The 22,028-nt window shown below is 25.7% G+C and carries 26 protein-coding genes and 4 pseudogenes; 22 read left to right on the top strand and 8 right to left on the bottom strand.

Annotated features, from left to right (window positions below; genetic code table 4):
• The first annotated feature begins 47 nt into the window (after nt 1-47).
• The 3 genes and pseudogenes from MSROBK_RS06215 to MSROBK_RS06205 all read left to right on the top strand — a co-directional run bounded on the left by MSROBK_RS06215 (nt 48) and on the right by MSROBK_RS06205 (nt 3,215).
• Nucleotides 48-883 (top strand): annotated as a pseudogene (locus MSROBK_RS06215) (IS5 family transposase).
• Nucleotides 884-1,396: 513 nt separating this feature from the next.
• Nucleotides 1,397-1,816 carry an SGNH/GDSL hydrolase family protein gene (locus MSROBK_RS06210; protein ID WP_105628947.1) on the top strand — a complete coding sequence of 140 codons (420 nt, stop codon included), beginning with the start codon at nt 1,397-1,399 and terminating at the stop codon, nt 1,814-1,816.
• Between the two features lie 172 nt (nt 1,817-1,988).
• Entirely contained in the window at nt 1,989-3,215 is a 1,227-nt protein-coding gene (locus MSROBK_RS06205; RefSeq protein ID WP_040093785.1) for a hypothetical protein, read from the top strand.
• A 161-nt stretch (nt 3,216-3,376) separates the two neighbouring features.
• On the opposite strand, the gene MSROBK_RS06200 is transcribed toward MSROBK_RS06205, so the two are convergent.
• A complete protein-coding gene (locus tag MSROBK_RS06200) occupies nt 3,377-4,213 on the bottom strand; it encodes an IS5 family transposase (protein WP_040093653.1) in 837 nt (278 codons plus the stop codon).
• A gap of 112 nt (nt 4,214-4,325) precedes the next feature.
• On the opposite strand from MSROBK_RS06200, the gene MSROBK_RS06195 reads away from it, so the two are divergent.
• The 6 genes and pseudogenes from MSROBK_RS06195 (at nt 4,326) to MSROBK_RS06170 (ending at nt 9,026) form a co-directional block, all read left to right on the top strand.
• Nucleotides 4,326-4,673 (top strand): hypothetical protein, encoded by a 348-nt coding sequence (locus MSROBK_RS06195; RefSeq protein ID WP_040093652.1) that lies wholly within the window; start codon nt 4,326-4,328, stop codon nt 4,671-4,673.
• Between the two features lie 206 nt (nt 4,674-4,879).
• Nucleotides 4,880-5,315, top strand: a pseudogene (gene rplK / locus MSROBK_RS12370) (50S ribosomal protein L11).
• A gap of 2 nt (nt 5,316-5,317) precedes the next feature.
• Nucleotides 5,318-6,004: pseudogene (gene rplA / locus MSROBK_RS06185) on the top strand (50S ribosomal protein L1).
• Between the two features lie 117 nt (nt 6,005-6,121).
• Complete coding sequence (locus MSROBK_RS06180; protein WP_040093649.1) at nt 6,122-7,336, top strand: AEC family transporter; 1,215 nt, start codon at nt 6,122-6,124, stop codon at nt 7,334-7,336.
• Between the two features lie 38 nt (nt 7,337-7,374).
• Nucleotides 7,375-8,380 (top strand): annotated as a pseudogene (locus tag MSROBK_RS06175) (NAD(P)-dependent oxidoreductase).
• Nucleotides 8,381-8,666: 286 nt separating this feature from the next.
• Nucleotides 8,667-9,026, top strand: a complete 360-nt coding sequence (locus MSROBK_RS06170; RefSeq protein ID WP_040093648.1) for a hypothetical protein — start codon at nt 8,667-8,669, stop codon at nt 9,024-9,026.
• 221 nt (nt 9,027-9,247) lie between these two features.
• On the opposite strand, the gene MSROBK_RS06165 is transcribed toward MSROBK_RS06170, so the two are convergent.
• A complete protein-coding gene (locus tag MSROBK_RS06165; RefSeq protein ID WP_040093647.1) occupies nt 9,248-9,811 on the bottom strand; it encodes a nitroreductase family protein in 564 nt (187 codons plus the stop codon).
• Nucleotides 9,812-10,296: 485 nt separating this feature from the next.
• Between MSROBK_RS06165 and MSROBK_RS13645 the strand changes: the two genes are divergently transcribed.
• From MSROBK_RS13645 to ptsP, 3 genes are all read left to right on the top strand, one after another.
• The gene (locus tag MSROBK_RS13645) at nt 10,297-10,749 is read left to right on the top strand and encodes an IS5 family transposase (RefSeq protein ID WP_040092446.1); all 453 of its coding nucleotides are present in this window, start codon (nt 10,297-10,299) and stop codon (nt 10,747-10,749) included.
• Nucleotides 10,734-11,132 carry a transposase family protein gene (locus MSROBK_RS13640; RefSeq protein WP_242441474.1) on the top strand — a complete coding sequence of 133 codons (399 nt, stop codon included), beginning with the start codon at nt 10,734-10,736 and terminating at the stop codon, nt 11,130-11,132. Before MSROBK_RS13645 ends, MSROBK_RS13640 begins: the two co-directional genes overlap by 16 nt.
• A 439-nt stretch (nt 11,133-11,571) precedes the next feature.
• A complete protein-coding gene (gene ptsP, locus MSROBK_RS06155) occupies nt 11,572-13,305 on the top strand; it encodes a phosphoenolpyruvate--protein phosphotransferase (protein WP_040093646.1) in 1,734 nt (577 codons plus the stop codon).
• 359 nt (nt 13,306-13,664) lie between these two features.
• On the opposite strand, the gene MSROBK_RS06150 is transcribed toward ptsP, so the two are convergent.
• Together MSROBK_RS06150 and MSROBK_RS06145 are read right to left on the bottom strand one after the other, a co-directional pair.
• On the bottom strand, nt 13,665-14,378 hold the full coding sequence (locus MSROBK_RS06150; RefSeq protein WP_206780849.1) for an IS3 family transposase: 714 nt from the start codon (nt 14,376-14,378) through the stop codon (nt 13,665-13,667).
• Nucleotides 14,379-14,497: 119 nt separating this feature from the next.
• Entirely contained in the window at nt 14,498-14,773 is a 276-nt protein-coding gene (locus MSROBK_RS06145) for an IS3 family transposase (RefSeq protein ID WP_040093310.1), read from the bottom strand.
• 413 nt (nt 14,774-15,186) lie between these two features.
• Between MSROBK_RS06145 and MSROBK_RS06135 the strand changes: the two genes are divergently transcribed.
• The 6 genes from MSROBK_RS06135 to rpsO all read left to right on the top strand — a co-directional run bounded on the left by MSROBK_RS06135 (nt 15,187) and on the right by rpsO (nt 18,569).
• Nucleotides 15,187-15,351 carry a hypothetical protein gene (locus tag MSROBK_RS06135; RefSeq protein ID WP_157944239.1) on the top strand — a complete coding sequence of 55 codons (165 nt, stop codon included), beginning with the start codon at nt 15,187-15,189 and terminating at the stop codon, nt 15,349-15,351.
• Nucleotides 15,352-15,377: 26 nt separating this feature from the next.
• On the top strand, nt 15,378-15,830 hold the full coding sequence (locus tag MSROBK_RS13635; RefSeq protein ID WP_040093645.1) for an IS5 family transposase: 453 nt from the start codon (nt 15,378-15,380) through the stop codon (nt 15,828-15,830).
• Nucleotides 15,815-16,213: a transposase gene (locus MSROBK_RS13630; RefSeq protein ID WP_416375044.1), complete on the top strand. Its 399-nt coding sequence runs from the start codon at nt 15,815-15,817 to the stop codon at nt 16,211-16,213. The genes MSROBK_RS13635 and MSROBK_RS13630 overlap by 16 nt, the downstream gene beginning before the upstream one ends.
• A gap of 193 nt (nt 16,214-16,406) precedes the next feature.
• On the top strand, nt 16,407-17,318 hold the full coding sequence (gene truB, locus MSROBK_RS06125) for a tRNA pseudouridine(55) synthase TruB (RefSeq protein WP_040093644.1): 912 nt from the start codon (nt 16,407-16,409) through the stop codon (nt 17,316-17,318).
• The gene (locus MSROBK_RS06120) at nt 17,318-18,205 is read left to right on the top strand and encodes a riboflavin kinase (RefSeq protein WP_040093643.1); all 888 of its coding nucleotides are present in this window, start codon (nt 17,318-17,320) and stop codon (nt 18,203-18,205) included. The genes truB and MSROBK_RS06120 overlap by 1 nt, the downstream gene beginning before the upstream one ends.
• A gap of 97 nt (nt 18,206-18,302) precedes the next feature.
• Nucleotides 18,303-18,569 (top strand): 30S ribosomal protein S15, encoded by a 267-nt coding sequence (rpsO, locus tag MSROBK_RS06115; RefSeq protein ID WP_040093642.1) that lies wholly within the window; start codon nt 18,303-18,305, stop codon nt 18,567-18,569.
• 171 nt (nt 18,570-18,740) lie between these two features.
• On the opposite strand, the gene MSROBK_RS13625 is transcribed toward rpsO, so the two are convergent.
• From MSROBK_RS13625 to MSROBK_RS06105, 4 genes are read right to left on the bottom strand one after another with little or no spacing between them, the layout of a single operon-like run.
• On the bottom strand, nt 18,741-19,043 hold the full coding sequence (locus tag MSROBK_RS13625; protein WP_416375439.1) for a transposase family protein: 303 nt from the start codon (nt 19,041-19,043) through the stop codon (nt 18,741-18,743).
• The gene (locus MSROBK_RS13620; protein WP_416375025.1) at nt 19,010-19,138 is read right to left on the bottom strand and encodes a hypothetical protein; all 129 of its coding nucleotides are present in this window, start codon (nt 19,136-19,138) and stop codon (nt 19,010-19,012) included. The genes MSROBK_RS13625 and MSROBK_RS13620 overlap by 34 nt, the downstream gene beginning before the upstream one ends.
• Nucleotides 19,123-19,575 (bottom strand): IS5 family transposase, encoded by a 453-nt coding sequence (locus tag MSROBK_RS13615; protein WP_052443503.1) that lies wholly within the window; start codon nt 19,573-19,575, stop codon nt 19,123-19,125. Before MSROBK_RS13615 ends, MSROBK_RS13620 begins: the two co-directional genes overlap by 16 nt.
• 26 nt (nt 19,576-19,601) lie before the next feature.
• Entirely contained in the window at nt 19,602-19,844 is a 243-nt protein-coding gene (locus MSROBK_RS06105) for a hypothetical protein (RefSeq protein ID WP_040092612.1), read from the bottom strand.
• Nucleotides 19,845-20,127: 283 nt separating this feature from the next.
• On the opposite strand from MSROBK_RS06105, the gene MSROBK_RS06100 reads away from it, so the two are divergent.
• The 4 genes from MSROBK_RS06100 (at nt 20,128) to MSROBK_RS06085 (ending at nt 21,558) form a co-directional block, all read left to right on the top strand.
• Nucleotides 20,128-20,277: a hypothetical protein gene (locus MSROBK_RS06100; RefSeq protein ID WP_084217950.1), complete on the top strand. Its 150-nt coding sequence runs from the start codon at nt 20,128-20,130 to the stop codon at nt 20,275-20,277.
• Nucleotides 20,277-20,525: a hypothetical protein gene (locus MSROBK_RS06095; protein WP_040092611.1), complete on the top strand. Its 249-nt coding sequence runs from the start codon at nt 20,277-20,279 to the stop codon at nt 20,523-20,525. The genes MSROBK_RS06100 and MSROBK_RS06095 overlap by 1 nt, the downstream gene beginning before the upstream one ends.
• 242 nt (nt 20,526-20,767) lie before the next feature.
• Nucleotides 20,768-21,202, top strand: coding sequence for a DUF3627 domain-containing protein (locus MSROBK_RS06090; RefSeq protein ID WP_040092610.1), 435 nt, complete (start codon nt 20,768-20,770; stop codon nt 21,200-21,202).
• Nucleotides 21,203-21,354: 152 nt separating this feature from the next.
• Nucleotides 21,355-21,558: a DUF2649 family protein gene (locus tag MSROBK_RS06085; RefSeq protein WP_040092609.1), complete on the top strand. Its 204-nt coding sequence runs from the start codon at nt 21,355-21,357 to the stop codon at nt 21,556-21,558.
• Nucleotides 21,559-22,028: the final 470 nt, after the last annotated feature.

Here is a 22,028-nt window from a genome sequence, read left to right as displayed (position 1 = left end):
TTTATTAAAATATTATTATAAAATATAATTTATGAGGACATAAAAATATGAACAATAATAAATTTAATACTCTTAATGATAGAGAATGGTTAAGATTAACAGGAATAAAAAAATCCACTTTTAATAAAATGTTAGATATTTTAAAAGTTGCTGAAATAGAAAAATTTAAAAAAGGTGGTAAAACTAATAAATTATCATTAGAAAATAGATTATTGATGACTTTATTATATTGACGAGAATATCAGACTTATTTTCATCTTGGTAAAAGTTTTGATATTAGTGAGGCTAATTGTTATCGTAATATTAAGTGAATTGAAGATATTTTAATTAAAAACTCTGATTTTCAACAACTTGCTGGTAAAAAAGCACTAATAAATGATTATTTTAATGATAAAACTATTATTATTGATGCTACCGAAACTCCAATCCAACGCCCAAAAAAAGACAAAAACAATCTTATTCTGGTAAAAAGAAAAAACACACGATCAAAACACAAGTAATTATCGAACAAGAAACCAAAAAAATTATTGCAACAAGTTTTTCGCTCGGAAAAAAACATGATTATGCTTTATTTAAAGAATCAAAAATCCCAATTTTAAAAAATACCAAATTAATAGTTGATAGTGGTTATCAAGGAATACAAAAAAATCACAATAATGTTCTAATACCTACAAAGAAAACAAAGAAAAACCCTTTAAACAAAGAACAAAAGCAATATAATAGACTAGTTTCAAAAATGAGAATTATTATTGAAAATATTTTTGCTATTCTTAAAAAATTTAAAATTATTACAGAAAAATATCGTAATCGAAGAAAAAGATTTGGTTTAAGATTTAATTTAATTGCCTCAATTTATAATTTACAATTATTATATTTAACATAAAATATTTATTTAAAATTAAATAATTTAAATAATAAATTAATTTTTCGTTGTGGAAAAATATTAAATTTTTAAATAAAAAACATAATTAATTAAAATTATATTTTTCTATTAGTATCTTTTTTACAAATATTTGCAATTTTTTAACAAGTAATGCAAGAAGTCTAATAAATTACAGTTTTCACAGTTAAAACTTGCTGACCAAAATAATTTTCCAGATGAATGAAATCGTAATTTTGCAATTGCTGGGGCAACTGCAAGTGAATATAATAGTATTACGGCAAGTATGATATATAATAATTTCAGCATTCGCAAACAAACGGGACAATTAATTAGTCAAAACATCATTAATTCAAATGACTTAATTTTGATTTCAATTGGAGGGAATGATTTACGTAATATCATTAGTTTAGTTAATAACCATAATGAGCGTGTAAAAGCTTTAAATAAAATTATTAAAGATATGAAATAGCTTTGTATATGTTGGCGAATAATGGGGCTAAAAGGGTTCTACTAATGAGTCCACCTAATATGGGTTTAGTTCCAGAATTTAATAATAAATCTGTAAATCAAAAATCTAAGGAAATTATTACAAATTTTTCAAAAATGTTTAACCAAAAGACAGCAGAAATTGTTAAAAATATAAATGGTCATTATAAAAATGTTGTTAAACAATGAAGTTTATACAATAATATGTCAAATTTATTTGAGGAATTTAAAAAATTACGTGAAAATGCTGATGTTACTGTTAACTTTTCTAGAAGTACACCACTCGTGGTAGGGAGAATGCTTGGTGAAATCCTAGCTAATCCTAATCCTGATGTTCCAAAAGATGCCAATCCAGATGATTATTTTTTCTTTGATCAACTTCATCCATCGTGACAAATACATCAAATAGTAGCGAACAAGTTATATGATTTTGTTCAAGAATGATAAATTGATAGTTATAGATGTTTGTTCAACAAAGTCGTAATTTTAGAATATTTAATGTCTAAACTTACCAGTATATCTTAGTAAAGTCGCAAGTGTTGTTATTTTGACACTTGCTTTTTTTTATTATAATCATCACGAATATTTAACACAAAATATTTTAAAAGGAGAAAACATTATGAAAAAATTATTAGTAATACTAGGAATTTTTAATTTTGGTGTTGTCAGCCCGAGTTTGATTATTAGTTGTGTTGAAAGACCAAAGAGTAATTCAGATGAAAATAGGGGTATTGATTATCAAGGTGATTTAAAAATCTTGAATGAAATTAGTAAAAAAGTTAGTACCGTTTTTCAAACATATGCAATGGAAAAAACATTAGTTGATATTCATGACTATTCAACTCAAGAGTTTGAAAAGTTATTTACAATGGTTACTAGCGGTAGTCCTCAACAGGAGTTAAAATTAGATGATCACAATGTTGGTGTAGCATTGCAAGCGTTAGTAAATGGTTTTATGGCTGTTTTTAATAATGTTAACCGTGAAATTGCTGATCAATATTCAAATTATTATATTGATACAATGCCTTTAAGCACTGATTCAAAAGATGATAAATTTATGTTAAATTATATTGATATTGCTAAATTAGGCTCTTTAGTAAATATTGATGTTAACAATTTAAAAGGAGTTCGGTTAGACTTTAAGTTAGCAGTTAAAATTCAATTTAAAACATTAGAAACACGTGTACCTTTTTTGATTCAGTATACTATTACCAATGATAAAGTAAAAATGCAAGAAATTTTAGCAGCTGTGACAGGAGCTGTTTCAAAATCAATTGTTAAGTTTTTCAATTCAATGGCTAAGGACATTATTGTGGATCAAAATCCAGCTTTTCGAAATATTTATGAAAATTTTGATTTAAATTATGCGTTTGATCATAGTATGTTAGATGGAATTGTTCAAAAGGAATTAAATACAGCCTTACAGGCTGATGATGAATTTGGTGAAATTCGAAATAGTATTACTTATACTAAAGATGAACAAATTTTAGTTTTATTAAATTCAATTATTAATCCAGATACAAATGGTGTTACCCATGTTATTCCTGATGATGAAAAATATACGTGGGTTAATACTGGTTATGCTCCCGATAAATTAACATCAGAAAACTTTTTAGAATATTATGGAGAAAAATTAAATATTCTAACAAGCACGTTAGGTCCAAAATTACAATTAGGGCAGTTTAAAATTAACTTAGCAAAAATTTTGGTAGCGGGAGTACCATTATCTGGTGTAGTGTTAAATGATGGTAAACCATTTTATTTAAGTGTTGGGATTACGCGTGATGGAATGATTGAAAAAATTAAAAATTTTGGTCGAATTATTAGTGCCTTTTATAAATATTAGACTTCTTGCATTACTTGTTAAAAAATTGCAAATATTTGTAAAAAAGATACTAATAGAAAAATATAATTTTAATTAATTATGTTTTTTATTTAAAAATTTAATATTTTTCCACAACGAAAAATTAATTTATTATTTAAATTATTTAATTTTAAATAAATATTTTATGTTAAATATAATAATTGTAAATTATAAATTGAGGCAATTAAATTAAATCTTAAACCAAATCTTTTTCTTCGATTACGATATTTTTCTGTAATAATTTTAAATTTTTTAAGAATAGCAAAAATATTTTCAATAATAATTCTCATTTTTGAAACTAGTCTATTATATTGCTTTTGTTCTTTGTTTAAAGGGTTTTTCTTTGTTTTCTTTGTAGGTATTAGAACATTATTGTGATTTTTTTGTATTCCTTGATAACCACTATCAACTATTAATTTGGTATTTTTTAAAATTGGGATTTTTGATTCTTTAAATAAAGCATAATCATGTTTTTTTCCGAGCGAAAAACTTGTTGCAATAATTTTTTTGGTTTCTTGTTCGATAATTACTTGTGTTTTTGATCGTGTGTTTTTTCTTTTTACCAGAATAAGATTGTTTTTGTCTTTTTTTGGGCGTTGGATTGGAGTTTCGGTAGCATCAATAATAATAGTTTTATCATTAAAATAATCATTTATTAGTGCTTTTTTACCAGCAAGTTGTTGAAAATCAGAGTTTTTAATTAAAATATCTTCAATTCACTTAATATTACGATAACAATTAGCCTCACTAATATCAAAACTTTTACCAAGATGAAAATAAGTCTGATATTCTCGTCAATATAATAAAGTCATCAATAATCTATTTTCTAATGATAATTTATTAGTTTTACCACCTTTTTTAAATTTTTCTATTTCAGCAACTTTTAAAATATCTAACATTTTATTAAAAGTGAATTTTTTTATTCCTGTTAATCTTAACCATTCTCTATCATTAAGAGTATTAAATTTATTATTGTTCATATTTTTATGTCCTCATAAATTATATTTTATAATAATATTTTAATAAAAAAGGGTATCGCAAGAAGTCTATTATAAAATTACTTGAGATATTAAGGTTTGAAAAGAAGGTGCTTTGTTTTTAGATGTTGATTATTGAAATGGTCTAGAAAAACAAGTTAAAACTGATGGTTTGTCACACCGTAAAATTTGAAAAATGCTGTTAAATAAATTTAAAACTGATCCACAAAATCAAATTTTACCAGATATTGATAAATTTTGAGTAACAACAGAAGTTGTTGATTTGGTACCTGTAATCGGAAGCGATCGGTCATTAAGTATTTATGCAAATAGAAATTATAGTTTGCGTTTTAATTTTGGAGTTAATGCAACAACTAATAATATTTATTATACGCCATGACCTGTAAATATCTACGGAATTGTTTTTAAACCATCAGATTATGTTTATCCAAAAACAAGATAACATGATATTAAAATGAAAGAACTTTATTGGTTCTTTCATTTTTTAATTAATGGTTAAAAAGTAAATTAAAATAAAGTTGCTTTTTCTTAACTTATTGTTATAATTAATTAGGCATTTATTCTACTTAGTAGAATATGCTTAAATGTGGTAGTAATGTTAACATTACGTTTGGACCACAGCGAGAATTCAAAAGGAGGAAATTGCTCGTGGCAAGGATTACTACAATTGCAAAATTATAGTTTCAGTCTGGGCAAGCAAAACCGGGGCCAGAGTTAGCTTCATTAGGAATTAACATGCCGCAGTTTTGTACTCAGTTCAACGATGCAACAAAAGACCGTATAGGTGATGTTGTACCAGTCGTGATTACAGCATTTGATGATAAATCATTTAAATTTGAATTAAAAACTACTCCGGCAGCGATCTTATTAAAAGAAAGCTGCTAAAATCCAAAAAGGATCGGCAAAAGCAAAGGATGAAAAAGTTGCAACTATTTCAGCAGACGAAGTTCGTAAAATCGCTGAATATAAGTTGGTTGACTTAAATGCAAACGATGTTGAAGCAGCAATGCATATTATTGAAGGAACTGCTCGTAATATGGGAATTGTTGTTGACGGTATGCCAAGTAAGAAGGAGAAAAACTAACAATGGCAAAATTTGGAAAAAAATATAATCAAGCTGTTGAATTAGTAGAAAAAAACAAAGTTTATCCAATTACTGAAGCAATTGAATTGGCAAAGAAAACAGCAACAACAAAATTTGATTCAACAGTTGAAGTTGCTTTTAATTTAAATGTTGATCCTCGTCATGCTGACTAACAAATTAGGGGAGCAGTTGTTTTACCAAAAGGAACTGGAAAAACACAACGAATTTTAGTCTTAACAAATAATAAGGAAGCTGATGCAAAAGCAGCTGGGGCAAATTTTGTTGGGGGAAAAGATTTAATTGAAAAAATTCAAAAAGAAAATTGATTTGATTATGATGTAATTATTGTGACACCAGATATTATGGCTGAATTAGGGAAAATTGGGAAATTATTAGGACCAAAAGGTCTAATGCCAAACCCTAAAACAGGAACTGTTACACCAGATGTTACAAAAGCGATTGATGATGTTAAAAAAGGAAAAGTTGAATATCGTGTTGATAAAAATGTAAACATTCATTCAATTATTGGAAAAGCATCATTCAAAGCAGAAGATTTAAAAGCTAATTATGATGTAATTTATGAGACAATTCGGAAAGCAAAACCAGCTGCTGTTAAAGGAGCATATATTAAGAATATTGCTGTTACAACAACAATGGGGCCAGGAATTAAAGTCTTAATTGAATTATAAGATTTAAGAAACTAACGAGAGTTAGTTTTTTAATTTGTCAAAATTTACCACTATTATTGTATAATATTAGTAGTACAAAAGTACATTATTAGAAAAAATGAGAGGAGACGCAAGTTAATGCATTTATATTTACAAGCGGATGTTGGGCAAGCGGTTGTTGATACTTTAAAAGCATGGGGCTTTTGAAGTGCAATTATTGCGACGATGTTTGTGATTTTTTTGGGTTGATTTTTAACAAAACGGGGAACCTTTAAAAAAGACTGAGAAGCAGTTTTAATTAAAATTGTAATGGTAGTTGGTTTACCATGTTTAGCATTTGATGGGTTTATGGCTGATACAACTGTTGAACAAGTTAAAACACAAGCAGCCATTTTATTAGTGGGATTTTTATTTTATATTATTTTAGGAATTGTTGCAAAATATTTTTACATTAAATATGATCAAGATGTTCGAGATACTTTAGCAATGTGTACTGTTTTTGCCTCAACTACTTTCTTCGGAATTCCAGTTGTGACTGCTTTATTCGGAGCAGGGAAAGCAGCTTTACCAGCTAATATCTTTAATATTCCTTATCGAGTATTCTTATATTCATTAGGGTTTATTGTAATGAGTAAACCAGTGGCAGGTCAGTTAGCACCAGTTGGGCAAACAACAGTTGAAACAGTTGTTGATGTCAAAATGGATCCAGCCGGTTATGCCCAAGTAAAAGCTGAAATGCGAGCTAAAAAAATGGCAACAGTTAAAGCAAACTTAAAACAAATTTTTGTTAATCCAATTTTAATTGCAACAATTATTGGATTTATCTTTTGAGTAACACAGTTAATTCCAGGAATTGCAGTTGTTCCTGATCAAAATGCGATTGGTAGTGGTAAATTCTTTTCACCATTACGATTAGATAATTCTTTTCCACCATTATTTAAAATAACAAAAACATTAGAAGGAGTCTGTACACCATTAGCTTGATTAGCAATTGGGATGACATTGGCGAAAGGAAAAATTCGCGAAGCAATGCAAGATAAAAAAGTATGGTATGGAATGATGATGAAAGTTATTTTAGCACCAGTGGTTGGGTTAGTGTTGGCAGTTATTTTTGCCGTAATTGGAAAACAAACTGGCGCATGAAAATTAGATTCAATCGGATTAGCGGTAATTGTTATTATGTTAGCAGCACCACCAGCTTCGGTAATTGTTGCATATTCAATTGGCTATAATAAACAACCAATGTTAACAAGTAACTTAACATTAGTTTCAACGTTATTTTCAATTATTTCGTTACCATTCTGAGTAATTATTACAACAGCAATTGGAGCAACTTCATTATTTACATATTAGGAAAAATAACAATTAATACAAATTAGGAGAAAATATTAATGAGTACAAAAATTAAAATGGTTTGTTATGGGGTTCGTAAAACTGAACGTCCATTTTTTGAACAGTTAAATGAAAAATATGGTTATGAGTTAACTTTAATCGAAGAATATTTAACAAAAGATAATATTGCAACAACGAAAGGCCATGATGCTGTCATGGTGCGAGCTAATTGTGATTGTTATGAGGAAAACTTATTAAAGATGAAAGAATATGGTGTTAAATATTTATTGACAAGAACAGTTGGGTATAATCACATTGATTTAGCAAAAGCGCATGAATTAGGATTTAAGATGGCTTATGTTCCAGGTTATTCACCAAATGCTGTGAGTGAACTAGCGGTTGCAATGGGAAATGCTTTGTTACGAAATTTATTTTATATGGCGAATAATGAAAAAAATACTAATTTTAAGGTTGATGATTTTATGTTTGCAAAAGAAATTCGTAATTCAACAATTGGAATTATTGGAACAGGACGCATTGGATTTGAGACAGCAAAAGCATGACATGGGATGGGAGCAAAAGTTCTAGGACAAGATATCTATGAAAGTGATGCAGCAAAATAAATTTTAACTTATACTGATTTAGACACATTAATTAAAGAATCAGATTTAATTTCATTGCATTGTCCATATATTAAAGAGGAAAATCATCATTTAGTTAATAAAGAATTTTTAACAAAAATGAAACCAGGGTCCGTTTTAATTAATGCCGCACGAGGACAATTAATGGATAGTGAAGCTGTTTATGAAGCAGTAAAGTCAAACCATTTAAAAGGGGTTGGCTTAGATGTTTTAGAAAATGAAGGTGATGTTTTCTTTAAAGATTTTAAGGGTGAAAAAAATGCCAGATGACATTACTAATAAACTATTAACATTATATCCACGGGTAATTATTACTCCACACGTCGGTTCATATACCGATGAAGCGGTTAAAAATATGATTGAAACAACATATGAAAATTTAAAAGAAATTTTAACAACTGGTGAAACAAAAAATAAAATCTAATTTAAGATAAATTTACAAACAGTAGGAAAACAAAATATTGATTCAAATAATTTGCTTAATCTCAGCAAATTATTTGTTTGTTTTACAAGAGTTAACTACAAATTATTTGATAAAAGACATGAGTGTCTTTTTTTAATATAATAATAAATATATTTAAAAATATAAAAAATCCATTATAATTTAATTAGCAAAAAACTATAAACTCTATTTATATTTTATTTACAAATTTTTTTATTTAAACTAACGCTATTACTTAATTTAAAAGAAAGAGGGGAACATTTTTTAAATGCGTGCTGATGTTTTACATCCAATTTGTGATAATTGTTGTTTTAATTTTAAATCATTTCATAAAAGATGAAAATTAAACAATCAAAATAATAAATTATTTATTTTTTGTGTACAAAGAAAATTGAGAACTTCAGGAGGAACACTTGATTTAACCGAGTTAATTCCAGATTATGCTTTTTTGTGTAATGAAAGATGGTTTGTTATTTATAGAGCCAGAAAACTTCGTCAAATGTCAGAAAAGACTTACCAAAATTTTAATTTTAATAATCATACGTTATTTATTGGCAGTTATTGATATCGAATCTTTACCAACGGAATTATTAAGAGTCGTTGATATAATCTTCCGCGCTATCTTTAAAATGAAAAAGCATTTTTTATTTTGTTAAATAAATGATAAGAGCAAATATGCTAAAACTATTATTTTAGTTACTTGTTAATAAAACCGATCTAATCATTATTTATTCTATGTATTGCAGAAGCAGTTGATTTAACCACAATATTGTAGACAATTATATTGATTTTGTTTAGAATAAACTAAATAAAAAAATACCCTTAATATTTTCAATTAAGGGTATTTTTTTAGTCGATTAATGTGTAGAATTCTTCTGATGATAATCGAAGTTGTGGATAAATTTTATTTTTCAGTTCTTTATTAGATAAACCAATTGCCATTGATAAATGGACAGATTCTTTTTCTTTATTTATATATCCTTTTTTATTTAAACAATCATTTAACTTAGTTAAATTAAAACCTTGCATGATTATTGAATAAACTTCTATTGATGCAGCTTGTAAGCTCATATATGCTGCAGATATAAATTCTTGGTTGATTGAATAACTATCACAATCAAATTGTTTTAGATATTCTAAATAAGAATCAACGCGGTCTTCTAATTGGTCTTCTGGTAAACCTCATCTATCTAATCTATTTTTAATAAATGTTTTACTGTTTAAAATATCTCCTTTTACTGATACAAAAAGAATTAAAACATCTGCTGTTTTCACCTTTTTTCAGTTTGGTTCATCATAAGAAATTTCAGCTAGTTTTTCTTTAACATGATTATTTCTTATTGCTAAAATTCTTGTTGGTTCTGATCCAAGTGCACTTGGAGCTAACCGACCAGCATTTAAAATTAAGTTCAAATCTTTTTTTTATTTTTTTATTTGTATTAAAACCAGACATTGAACGGCAAAATTTAATTGCTTGTTCTACTGTTTTCATATTGCTTTGTTCTCCCTGTTGATAATTAATATTTGTTGATTATTTTAAATGACCATAATCAAAGTCATGTACCGCATTTATCATTATCAAACGAAGAATTGAACTATAAATGTATAATATTGATAAAATATTTTGTTTTAATGATTTTGATACTTGATGATATGATAAATGTTTTACTATTTTTTAATTTTAATTAATGTTTTTTATTAGTAAATAAATTTGCTTTATTTTATAATCAAATAATTAATAACATAACTAAAATTAAAATTTTTTATTATTTAATAATAATTTAATTTAAAAATGTACTTTGATTAATACAAAAATAAAAAAACTATATTAGACTTCTTGCGATACCCTTTTTTATTAAAATATTATTATAAAATATAATTTATGAGGACATAAAAATATGAACAATAATAAATTTAATACTCTTAATGATAGAGAATGGTTAAGATTAACAGGAATAAAAAAATCCACTTTTAATAAAATGTTAGATATTTTAAAAGTTGCTGAAATAGAAAAATTTAAAAAAGGTGGTAAAACTAATAAATTATCATTAGAAAATAGATTATTGATGACTTTATTATATTGACGAGAATATCAGACTTATTTTCATCTTGGTAAAAGTTTTGATATTAGTGAGGCTAATTGTTATCGTAATATTAAGTGAATTGAAGATATTTTAATTAAAAACTCTGATTTTCAACAACTTGCTGGTAAAAAAGCACTAATAAATGATTATTTTAATGATAAAACTATTATTATTGATGCTACCGAAACTCCAATCCAACGCCCAAAAAAAGACAAAAACAATCTTATTCTGGTAAAAAGAAAAAACACACGATCAAAACACAAGTAATTATCGAACAAGAAACCAAAAAAATTATTGCAACAAGTTTTTCGCTCGGAAAAAAACATGATTATGCTTTATTTAAAGAATCAAAAATCCCAATTTTAAAAAATACCAAATTAATAGTTGATAGTGGTTATCAAGGAATACAAAAAAATCACAATAATGTTCTAATACCTACAAAGAAAACAAAGAAAAACCCTTTAAACAAAGAACAAAAGCAATATAATAGACTAGTTTCAAAAATGAGAATTATTATTGAAAATATTTTTGCTATTCTTAAAAAATTTAAAATTATTACAGAAAAATATCGTAATCGAAGAAAAAGATTTGGTTTAAGATTTAATTTAATTGCCTCAATTTATAATTTACAATTATTATATTTAACATAAAATATTTATTTAAAATTAAATAATTTAAATAATAAATTAATTTTTCGTTGTGGAAAAATATTAAATTTTTAAATAAAAAACATAATTAATTAAAATTATATTTTTCTATTAGTATCTTTTTTACAAATATTTGCAATTTTTTAACAAGTAATGCAAGAAGTCTATTAAATAATCCATATCATTATAACTCTTGCTGAATATATTTACAAAAGAATAGAAAACAGGAAATGTGGGAGTGCCACACATCTAATAATTTAGTTTATAAGATTCGTGAGTTGGGGTATCATTTTAATTTTTAAATAATTTTTGATGAACTTTGCAAATTGTAATAAAAATAATAATTTGAGGATGAAAACTATGCTTAAATTACAGTAATTTTCCAATTTTCAGTATATAATAAAAATAGTTTTAGTAGAAAGAGAAGTGAGGAATTTTTATTATGTCAAAAAAACTGCACGGAATAGGTGCGAGTAATGGAATTGCAATTGCAAAAGTTTTTAAATTAGAAGAACCAAAATATGAGATTTCAAATAATACGGTTTCTGATTCAGCTAGTGAAATTAAGAGTTTAGAAACAGCAATGAAGAAGGCAAATGCTGATATTGAAAAATTACAAGAAATTGCCTTAGAAAAATTGGGAGCTGAGAAAGCGGCGATCTTCGAAGCCCATAGTCAGATTTTACAGGATCCAGCGATGATTGATGAAGCAAAAAAAATGATTAATAATGATAAAAACAATGCGGCGTATGCAATTCATACTGTTGCACAGAAATTTATTACAATATTTGCTGGAATGGAGGATCCATACTTTAAGGAAAGAGCAGCGGATATCAAAGATGTAACTGATCGGTTAATTAAATATATTTTAAATGTGCCGGTGTTAGATTTAGCAACAATTAATGAAGAAGTTATTATTGTCGCAGAAGATTTAACACCATCACAAACAGCGCAATTGGACCCTAAATTTGCAAAAGGATTTAGTTGTGATATGGGGGGAAGAACTAGCCATGCCGCTATTATGGCTCGTAGTTTAGAAATTCCGGCAGTGTTAGGCCTAAAAGATGTTACAAAACAGGCAAAACATAATGAAGTGATGATGATTAATGGAACAACTGGGGAGGTTATTTTAGCCCCATCAGCTGACGAGATTAAAACTTGAACCGCAGAACGAACAAAGTTTTTCCAATTGCAACAAGAATTATTAGCATTTAAAGATAAACCCACCGTATCAAAAGATGGATACCAAAAATTTGTTTTAGAAGGTAACATTGGGGCCCCAAAAGATGTTCAAGGGGTGTTAGATAATGGTGGCCAAGGAATTGGACTCTTTAGAAGTGAGTTCTTATATATGGATAATGATCATTTTCCAACGGAAGATGAACAATATAAAGCATATAAAGGCGTGTTAGAAGGAATGCAAAACCGACCAGTAATTATTCGTACGTTGGATATTGGGGGAGATAAAAAACTATCATATTTTAAATTCCCAGAAGAAATGAATCCATTTTTAGGTTATCGTGCGATTCGATTATGTTTAGATAAAACGGATGTGTTTCGAACACAATTACGAGCTTTATTACGCGCGAGTGTCCACGGGAAACTTGGTATTATGTTCCCAATGATTTCTACAATTGATGAATTTAAAGCAGCAAAAGAAATTACATTAGAAGAAAAAGCAAATCTAATTAAAGACGGACATCAAGTTGCGGATAATATTGAAATTGGAATGATGATGGAAATTCCATCAGCAGCTATGTTGGCGGACCAGTTTGCAAAATATGCTGATTTCTTTTCAATCGGAACAAACGATTTAATTCAATACACAATGGCAGCTGATCGGATGAGTCAATTTGTTGCTTATTTATATCAACCATATAATCCATCAATTTTACGTTTAATCAAAACAATTATTGATGGAGCTCATAAAGAAGGCAAATGAGTTGGAATGTGTGGTGAGATGGCGGGAGAAGAACAAGCAATTCCCCTTTTAATGGGAATGAAGTTAGATTACTTTTCAATGTCAGCAACAAGTATTTTAAATGCCCGTCAAGTTATTAGCAAATTAGAAGTTCCAGCGATGGAACAATTAGTGGCAAAAGCTCTAACTTGTCAAACCGCTGAAGAAGTATTAGCTTTAGTACAAAAAACAACAAAAAGTGCTTTAAATGTTTAAATTTTTGATAAAATAACACTATTAGTGTTATTTTTTTATTAAATAGGTGATTTTAATGTTTTATTTAAATGCGCAAGCAAGTAATATTCCAGTATCAGTCTTAATTGTTTTGGTTGTATTGTTTACATTGTTATCAATTGCAAGTGGTGGTTGATGGTGACGACAGTCACGGAAAGCTCGTCAAAATTCACATAATGATGACTTTACAACCAAACAAAAATTAACAATTCGGACTGCTTTTCGAAAAAATAAATATTTAATTCTTTTTTTATGTTGTGTTTTTTTGTTTAATTGGTTTAATCTTAGTTTTAGTTAATCAACTAGCTGATTTGGAATGGCAAGGGTTTTTTGGACAAATTTTATGTAGAGTAAAGATTTTTATATTCAATTGGTGTTAAATAATTTAATTTGCTGTGAATTCGTACATTATTGTATCAATTAACATAGTCAAATAATTCTAATTTAAATTGTTCAATATTTTTAAATTTTCTGTTTTTAATTAATTCTGTTTTTAAAATTTTATAGGTTGATTCAGAAACAGCATTATCATAAGGACAGCCTAGTTTACTATAAGATTTTGCAACATTGTTTTTAGCTAAAAGATTGTAAATGATATTGTTATTAAATTCGCTGCCTTGATCAGTATGAAATATTTTAATATTATCTAAAGAAAAACTAAGCTTTTTAAAAGTATTTTCAACTAATTTGGCATCTTTATGAGAACTAACATCATAACCAATAACTTCACGATTAAATAAATCAATTAGAAAGCACACATAATATCATTTGCTATTGATAGCAACTTGTGTTAAATCACTGACAACAACTTCATATAGTTTATAATTATTAAATTCTTGATTTAACAAATTATGATATTTGTATGTAGCGTTTTTGTTACTTTGATGTTTATATTTAAGTTTTGTATAATTGGAAATTAAGTTATATCTTTGCATTATTTTACTAATTTTTATTCGTGATAATAAAATATTTTGTTGTGCTAACATAACTTTAATTTTTCTTGTGCCATAATTTTTACGACTTTTTAAGAAAATACTGATAACAGCATTATCAATAGTATGGTTTGATTTAGGATTATTTTATTTCAATTGATAATAAAACGTTGATCTAGGAACTTTTAGTGTTTTGCATAAATTAGTAATTGCATATTTTTCTTTGTTGTTTTTAATAATTACTATTTTTTGCCTATTATCAGTGTGGCTTGCTTTAAAATATCATTTTCCATTCGTAATTGTTTAATTTCTTTTCTTAGATGAATTAGTTCATTTTCTTCTGGGCTTCGATTATCTTTTGCTTTAAATGAACCAGAATTATTGAATTCATGAATTCATTTTCAAACTGTTGATTTACCGACCTGATAGTCACTGGACAATTGTTTTGCTGTTTTACCTGTTTTATAAAGACTAACAATTTGTTGTTTAAATTCATCGGTATAATGATTCTTTGCCATAATTACACCTCCATTTATTAATTTAATTATAATCCTTACTCCACATTATTGTTGTCCAATTTATCTTAACCCATCCAACAATGTATTTCGAATTGATTTAAATTATCAAGAAGATTGAATAAATAATAGTTTTAACAAAGTAAAATATCTTCTACCCCACTGAGGTTTTTACTTTACAATTAAAGGTGATAATAATGCCCAATATATTTCACCACAACTAATTCCTGCAATTAATAATAACTTTCGTGCTTCCGATGTTTTGATATTCTTAAAATCAAAAAATTTTAATTCTTTTAATACTGAAGGTTATAAAAATGCCAAAATAATTTCATAATTTTCCGGTATAATTACTATAATTATCGAAAGGAGAAAAAATATGAAAAATTTGACATAACCAAAAATTTTAATGTTTATTGGCGCTGCTTGAATTTATTATAATTGTAATTTTGTTTGCGGCAGGTGTTCCAGCAAAAACTTTGATTTATGGCTGAGATACAAGTTGACCAGTCTTACTGATTTTAGGGGTTTTATACATTAGACTTCTTGCGATACCATTTTTTATTAAAATATTATTATAAAATATAATTTATGAGGACATAAAAATATGAACAATAATAAATTTAATACTCTTAATGATAGAGAATGGTTAAGATTAACAGGAATAAAAAAATTCACTTTTAATAAAATGTTAGATATTTTAAAAGTTGCTGAAATAGAAAAATTTAAAAAGGGTGGTAGAACTAATAAATTATCATTAGAAAATAGATTATTGATGACTTTATTATATTGACGAGAATATCAGACTTATTTTCATCTTGGTAAAAGTTTTGATATTAGTGAGGCTAATTGTTATCGTAATATTAAGTGAATTGAAGATATTTTAATTAAAAACTCTGATTTTCAACAACTTGCTGGTAAAAAAGCACTAATAAATGATTATTTTAATGATAAAACTATTATTATTGATGCTACCGAAACTCCAATCCAACGCCCAAAAAAAGACAAAAACAATCTTATTCTGGTAAAAAGAAAAAACACACGATCAAAACACAAGTAATTATCGAACAAGAAACCAAAAAAATTATTGCAACAAGTTTTTCGCTCGAAAAAAAACATGATTATGCTTTATTTAAAGAATCAAAAATCCCAATTTTAAAAAATACCAAATTAATAGTTGATAGTGGTTATCAAGGAATACAAAAAAATCACAATAATGTTCTAATACCTACAAAGAAAACAAAGAAAAACCCTTTAAACAAAGAACAAAAGCAATATAATAGACTAGTTTCAAAAATGAGAATTATTATTGAAAATATTTTTGCTATTCTTAAAAAATTTAAAATTATTACAGAAAAATATCGTAATCGAAGAAAAAGATTTGGTTTAAGATTTAATTTAATTGCCTCAATTTATAATTTACAATTATTATATTTAACATAAAATATTTATTTAAAATTAAATAGTTTAAATAATAAATTAATTTTTCGTTGTGGAAAAATATTAAATTTTTAAATAAAAAACATAATTAATTAAAATTATATTTTTCTATTAGTATCTTTTTTACAAATATTTGCAATTTTTTAACAAGTAATGCAAGAAGTCTAATGAATCAAGAAGTGGGTGATTTTAACATATGCATGATGGTATTTTTTTAATTAATAAACCAGTTGGGAAAACAAGTCATCAAATTATTCAAGATATTAAAAAAACCTTGATGATTAAAAAAGTTGGCCATGCTGGAACTTTAGACCCTTTAGCAACAGGTCTTTTAGTGGTATTAGTGAATAATGCTACGAAAATGAGTGAATATTTGTTAACAGCAGATAAAGCTTATGATGTCGAAATGAAATTATTTGTTGAAACAGATACTGGTGATATTACTGGTAATGTTATTAAGGAAGAAACTCCCTTTAAACTGCGCAAAAAACAATTGAAAAAAATTTTTAGTGAATTTAATGGGTTTATGTATGAGCAATATCCGCCTAAATATTCTGCTATTAAAGTTAATGGGAAGAAACTCTATGAATATGCTCGGCGCGATGAAGAAGTTGAAATTAAACCACGAACAGTTACGATTAAGGAAATTAAGTTGAAAAAATATAATCATCATGACCATACCATTACCTTTAGTGTATTATGTACCAAAGGAACATATATTCGTAGTTTAGTTATTGATCTTGCTGCAAAATTAAATACAATTGCAACGGTTAAGAGTTTATGTCGAACACAATCAGGAAACTTTTTGTTATCGAAAGCAATTGCTCCAGAAGAAGTAAATTTTAATCGTTTAATTTCAATGTATGATGCCTTGTTTACAAATAAACAACAGTTGTTACTTTATCATTATGATGAAGAAATTAGACAAGGAAAACCAATTGTTATTATTAATCATACTGATCCAATTATTTTTATCATTGATAAAAACAAAAATGTTTTAGCAATTTATAAACATATTGGTAAACATGTTTATGCTTGTCAACGGGGATTATGAGCAAATATTGATACAAATCAACAACAAAAAATAGATAAGGATGATCATTATTAATGAAAATTTTAACATGAAATAAATTAGCTAATAATGAAGCAAAAATTGTTTCCTTAGGGCTATTTGATGGTTTTCATTTAGGGCATTTAAAACTAATTAATCGTTTAATGGAAATTAAAGCAGAACAAAATTTAGCGGCATTATTTTTTACAATGTCACAAAGTGTTACTGATTTTTTACATCAAACTGATACAAAATTATTAGATAATAGGTCAAAACAGGAAACAGCAGCAAAATTAAATTTTGATTATTATTTAGACGTTCCAGTGACAAGTGAATTTATGAATTTATCAGCGCAACAATTTTTAACAATATTAAAAGAACGGTTTAATGTTATTAAAATTGTAATTGGATCTGATTTTCGGTTTGGGAAAAATCGCGAAGGGGATTTTAAACAAATTATTACTTTTTTTGGTCAAGAAAATGTTTATTTAATTAATCGGCAAGATGATGTTTTTTCTTCAACAACAATTCGTAATTTATTATTAAATTATGATTTACCAGCTGCAAATAAATTATTATATGAAGATTATCATTTGTGTGGGAAAGTAAAACCAGGGAAACAAATTGGGCGAACAATTAATTTTCCAACTGCCAACATGTATTTACCACAAAAAGTAATTTTGCCTTATGGGGTTTATGTTACAGAAACGTGAGCACAAGGACATCTTTACCCATCAATGACTTCATATCGGTTATTTGAAGGAAAAGAAGTTGTTGAAACATATTTATTAGATGCTAATTTAAATTTATATGAACAAGAAATTATTGTTTATTTTAAAAAATATTTGCGTGAAAATATTAAAATAAATAACTTAACCGAATTAGTTAATCTTTTAGAACAAGATTTAGCTGATACTCTTGCATTTTTTGCAAATAAAGCATAATATTAATAAGGTTGTTATTTCGTTGATTTAAGATAACCCTTTCTTAAATGCTTTGATTTAACGTTATGAGCCACAACAATGAAGGGAGAAATTTATAATGGTTTCAAAAGAAAGAAAAGCAGAATTAGTATCAAAATTTGGTCAAAATGCTAAAGATACTGGTTCAACAAAAGTACAAATTTCTATTTTAACAGAAGATATTAACAATTTAACTGCTCACTTGAAAATTCATCGTAAAGATATTGTTTCAAGAAGAAGTTTATTACAAAAAGTAGCACAAAGAAAGCATTTGCTTGCTTACTTAATTAAAACTGATTTTAATGAATATAAAGCAATCATTGAAGAATTAGGAATTAGAAAATAAGGTATAATAGACTTCTTGCATTACTTGTTAAAAAATTGCAAATATTTGTAAAAAAGATACTAATAGAAAAATATAATTTTAATTAATTATGTTTTTTATTTAAAAATTTAATATTTTTCCACAACGAAAAATTAATTTATTATTTAAATTATTTAATTTTAAATAAATATTTTATGTTAAATATAATAATTGTAAATTATAAATTGAGGCAATTAAATTAAATCTTAAACCAAATCTTTTTCTTCGATTACGATATTTTTCTGTAATAATTTTAAATTTTTTAAGAATAGCAAAAATATTTTCAATAATAATTCTCATTTTTGAAACTAGTCTATTATATTGCTTTTGTTCTTTGTTTAAAGGGTTTTTCTTTGTTTTCTTTGTAGGTATTAGAACATTATTGTGATTTTTTTGTATTCCTTGATAACCACTATCAACTATTAATTTGGTATTTTTAAAATTGGGATTTTTGATTCTTTAAATAAAGCATAATCATGTTTTTTTCCGAGCGAAAAACTTGTTGCAATAATTTTTTTGGTTTCTTGTTCGATAATTACTTGTGTTTTGATCGTGTGTTTTTTCTTTTTACCAGAATAAGATTGTTTTTGTCTTTTTTTGGGCGTTGGATTGGAGTTTCGGTAGCATCAATAATAATAGTTTTATCATTAAAATAATCATTTATTAGTGCTTTTTTACCAGCAAGTTGTTGAAAATCAGAGTTTTTAATTAAAATATCTTCAATTCACTTAATATTACGATAACAATTAGCCTCACTAATATCAAAACTTTTACCAAGATGAAAATAAGTCTGATATTCTCGTCAATATAATAAAGTCATCAATAATCTATTTTCTAATGATAATTTATTAGTTTTACCACCTTTTTTAAATTTTTCTATTTCAGCAACTTTTAAAATATCTAACATTTTATTAAAAGTGGATTTTTTTATTTCTGTTAATCTTAACCATTCTCTATCATTAAGAGTATTAAATTTATTATTTTTCATATTTTTATGTCCTCATAAATTATATTTTATAATAATATTTTAATAAAAAGGGGTATCGCAAGAAGTCTATTAAATAAAATTTTAAAGCCTATTGCTTCACTAACACTACTACCCTTATCCGGTTTTCAATAAAATTGATTATATGGGTTAGGATTATTACCATTTTGACTTTGATTTCATCAAGTTAAATAAAAATCATCTTTCAAAGTAGTTAAAATAATTTTTAATTGTAAATTGTAAATGCCAAACCATAAAAAGTTAACTATCAATTTAGTTAACTTTTTTAAGTTAGTTTTAAGGAGTTGAAATTATGCAAACAAAGCAATATTTGATTTTGCGGTCGTTAGTGAAAAAGTACGGTAAAGATAATGTTATTAATACTGTCAATAAGATTGCAAAAGATATTGAAATTAAAAAGTAAAAGAATAAATTATTCCGCGTAATTTATTAGCGGATAATTTATTCAATAATGTTTTTTAATGGAGCAAAGCGACAACGAGCGGAGCGAGTTTGCAAATTTCAATTTTTTAATTTATTGAAAGGAGATATATTATGCCAGGTTGATTAACGACAATATTTAGTGTTGTTATTATATTAGGTATTTTTGCTTGAATTGGTTTATCGATTTATCAAAAAATTCGTCAAATTCGAGGAAAGAAAAAAGATAAAAAAGAAATTGAAAGTAAGGAGGATAAAAAATAATGTTAGGTATGTATTTAACAACAGCGGTTAATTTTTTAGCAGCAGATACGCCTACTATTTCAGATGGAATGGGTTCTATTTGAAGTGGATTAGGACAAGCAATGATGAAAGTTAAAGAAGCAATTTATGCTGTATTACCACAATTAATGACCTTTTTAGGTGATGCGTGAATTATTTTAATTCCATTTGGTATTTTTGTTATCATTAAGATTTTAAACTTTTTCCGTGTTATGGTTAAAGGATTTTAATATTTATTATAACTAATTATTTGTATTAGTTAAGGCACACTAGTTTATTTATATTTTATTAATTTATTATTTTATATAACTATTATTTTAAACTTAATAGTATTTTTCAGTGTGCCAATTTTTATCATTTTTATATTTAACAATGTTTATTAACAGTGTTTATTTAACAATAGATAAGCAATATTTAACAATATTTATAACATTGTTAATTAGAAACAATGTTTATTAAGGAGTTGATAAAATTGAGTAATTTTGTTAAGAAAAATCAAAATGTAGAAAATTATTTTATTCGTAAAGAATTGATAGTTTTTGAAACAGAAAAAGCAAGTTTTATAAATTTACCTAATCATAATCGCCATATTGGTTTTTGATTGAGTAATAAGTTTATTTATCCGAGTGAAAAACACTCAGAACAAGTAGCAATCGGTTTGATTTATGATAATTCTTATCCTATTGTAAAATATGATGAAAATTTAAAACGTCATGTATGAAAGTATTTAACTGGAACAGAATTAATAAATTTATACAATCAATATAAACAAAATTATTTTACACAAATGAAAAAAGCTTTATTTCAAAATGAACCTAAAAAAGTAAAAACGACTAACAATAATTTAACAAATTGAAGTGATGAAAAAGAACAACAATTAATTAAAGACCTAGAAAGTTTAAATTAAATGAGTTTATATGACTATTGAGTTCAATTTGTTAGTTATATTATTGGTTCAAATGCCCCTGAATTTTTATATGTTATATCTTTTGTATTATTTATTGTTTTATTTTTTGGAATATTTTTTAAACTTATTCAAAAAATGTGGAGTTTTTAAAAATGCAAAATGATTGAGAAAAATTAAAAGAGTTTTTTATTCATATATTTTTGTTTATTGACAAATTTAACGTTGAAAGTATTACAACTTGAAATTTAACACAAAATGAATATTTAACTCTTATGATTGGTATTTGAATTGTAATTTTATTTTTAACGTGGTTTTTATTGTGAATGGTTTTTAAAATAGTTAGTTGTTTTAAATAATTAAATTTTGTTATTATTATGGTTTTCTCTCCCCACAAAATTTTAAAATCTTTTTTTGAATATAATATATATTTTTATTATGAATGCAATAATTATTAATATAAATAATGTTGTAAAAAATATTTCTTTTGCATTTATTTGACTAATATTTTTAAATATTCATTTTACAAAATTAATTGTAGTAATTAATTTCTCGATAGGATTGATTAAAAAGTTTATAATTCCAATAATAGGCAATAATATTGAAATTATTTTTAAAATTTTCTTAATTTTTATCACTTTCTTTTTTGATTTGTGGGGAGAGAAAACCATAATAATACTAGTTTAATTATAAATAACTATTGGAGGTAAAATGAAAAAGTTCATATTTTTCTTAAAAAATTATTGTTATATTAGTTTGTTCAATGATTTTGTTTAGTTTAATTGATTTATTACTTTGGATAATTTCATTAAATTATACTGGTTTAATA

It is taken from the genome of Spiroplasma poulsonii (assembly GCF_009866525.1).
Taxonomy (GTDB): domain Bacteria; phylum Bacillota_I; class Bacilli_A; order Mycoplasmatales; family Mycoplasmataceae; genus Spiroplasma; species Spiroplasma poulsonii.
This window is presented reverse-complemented; position numbering and strand designations above follow the sequence as displayed.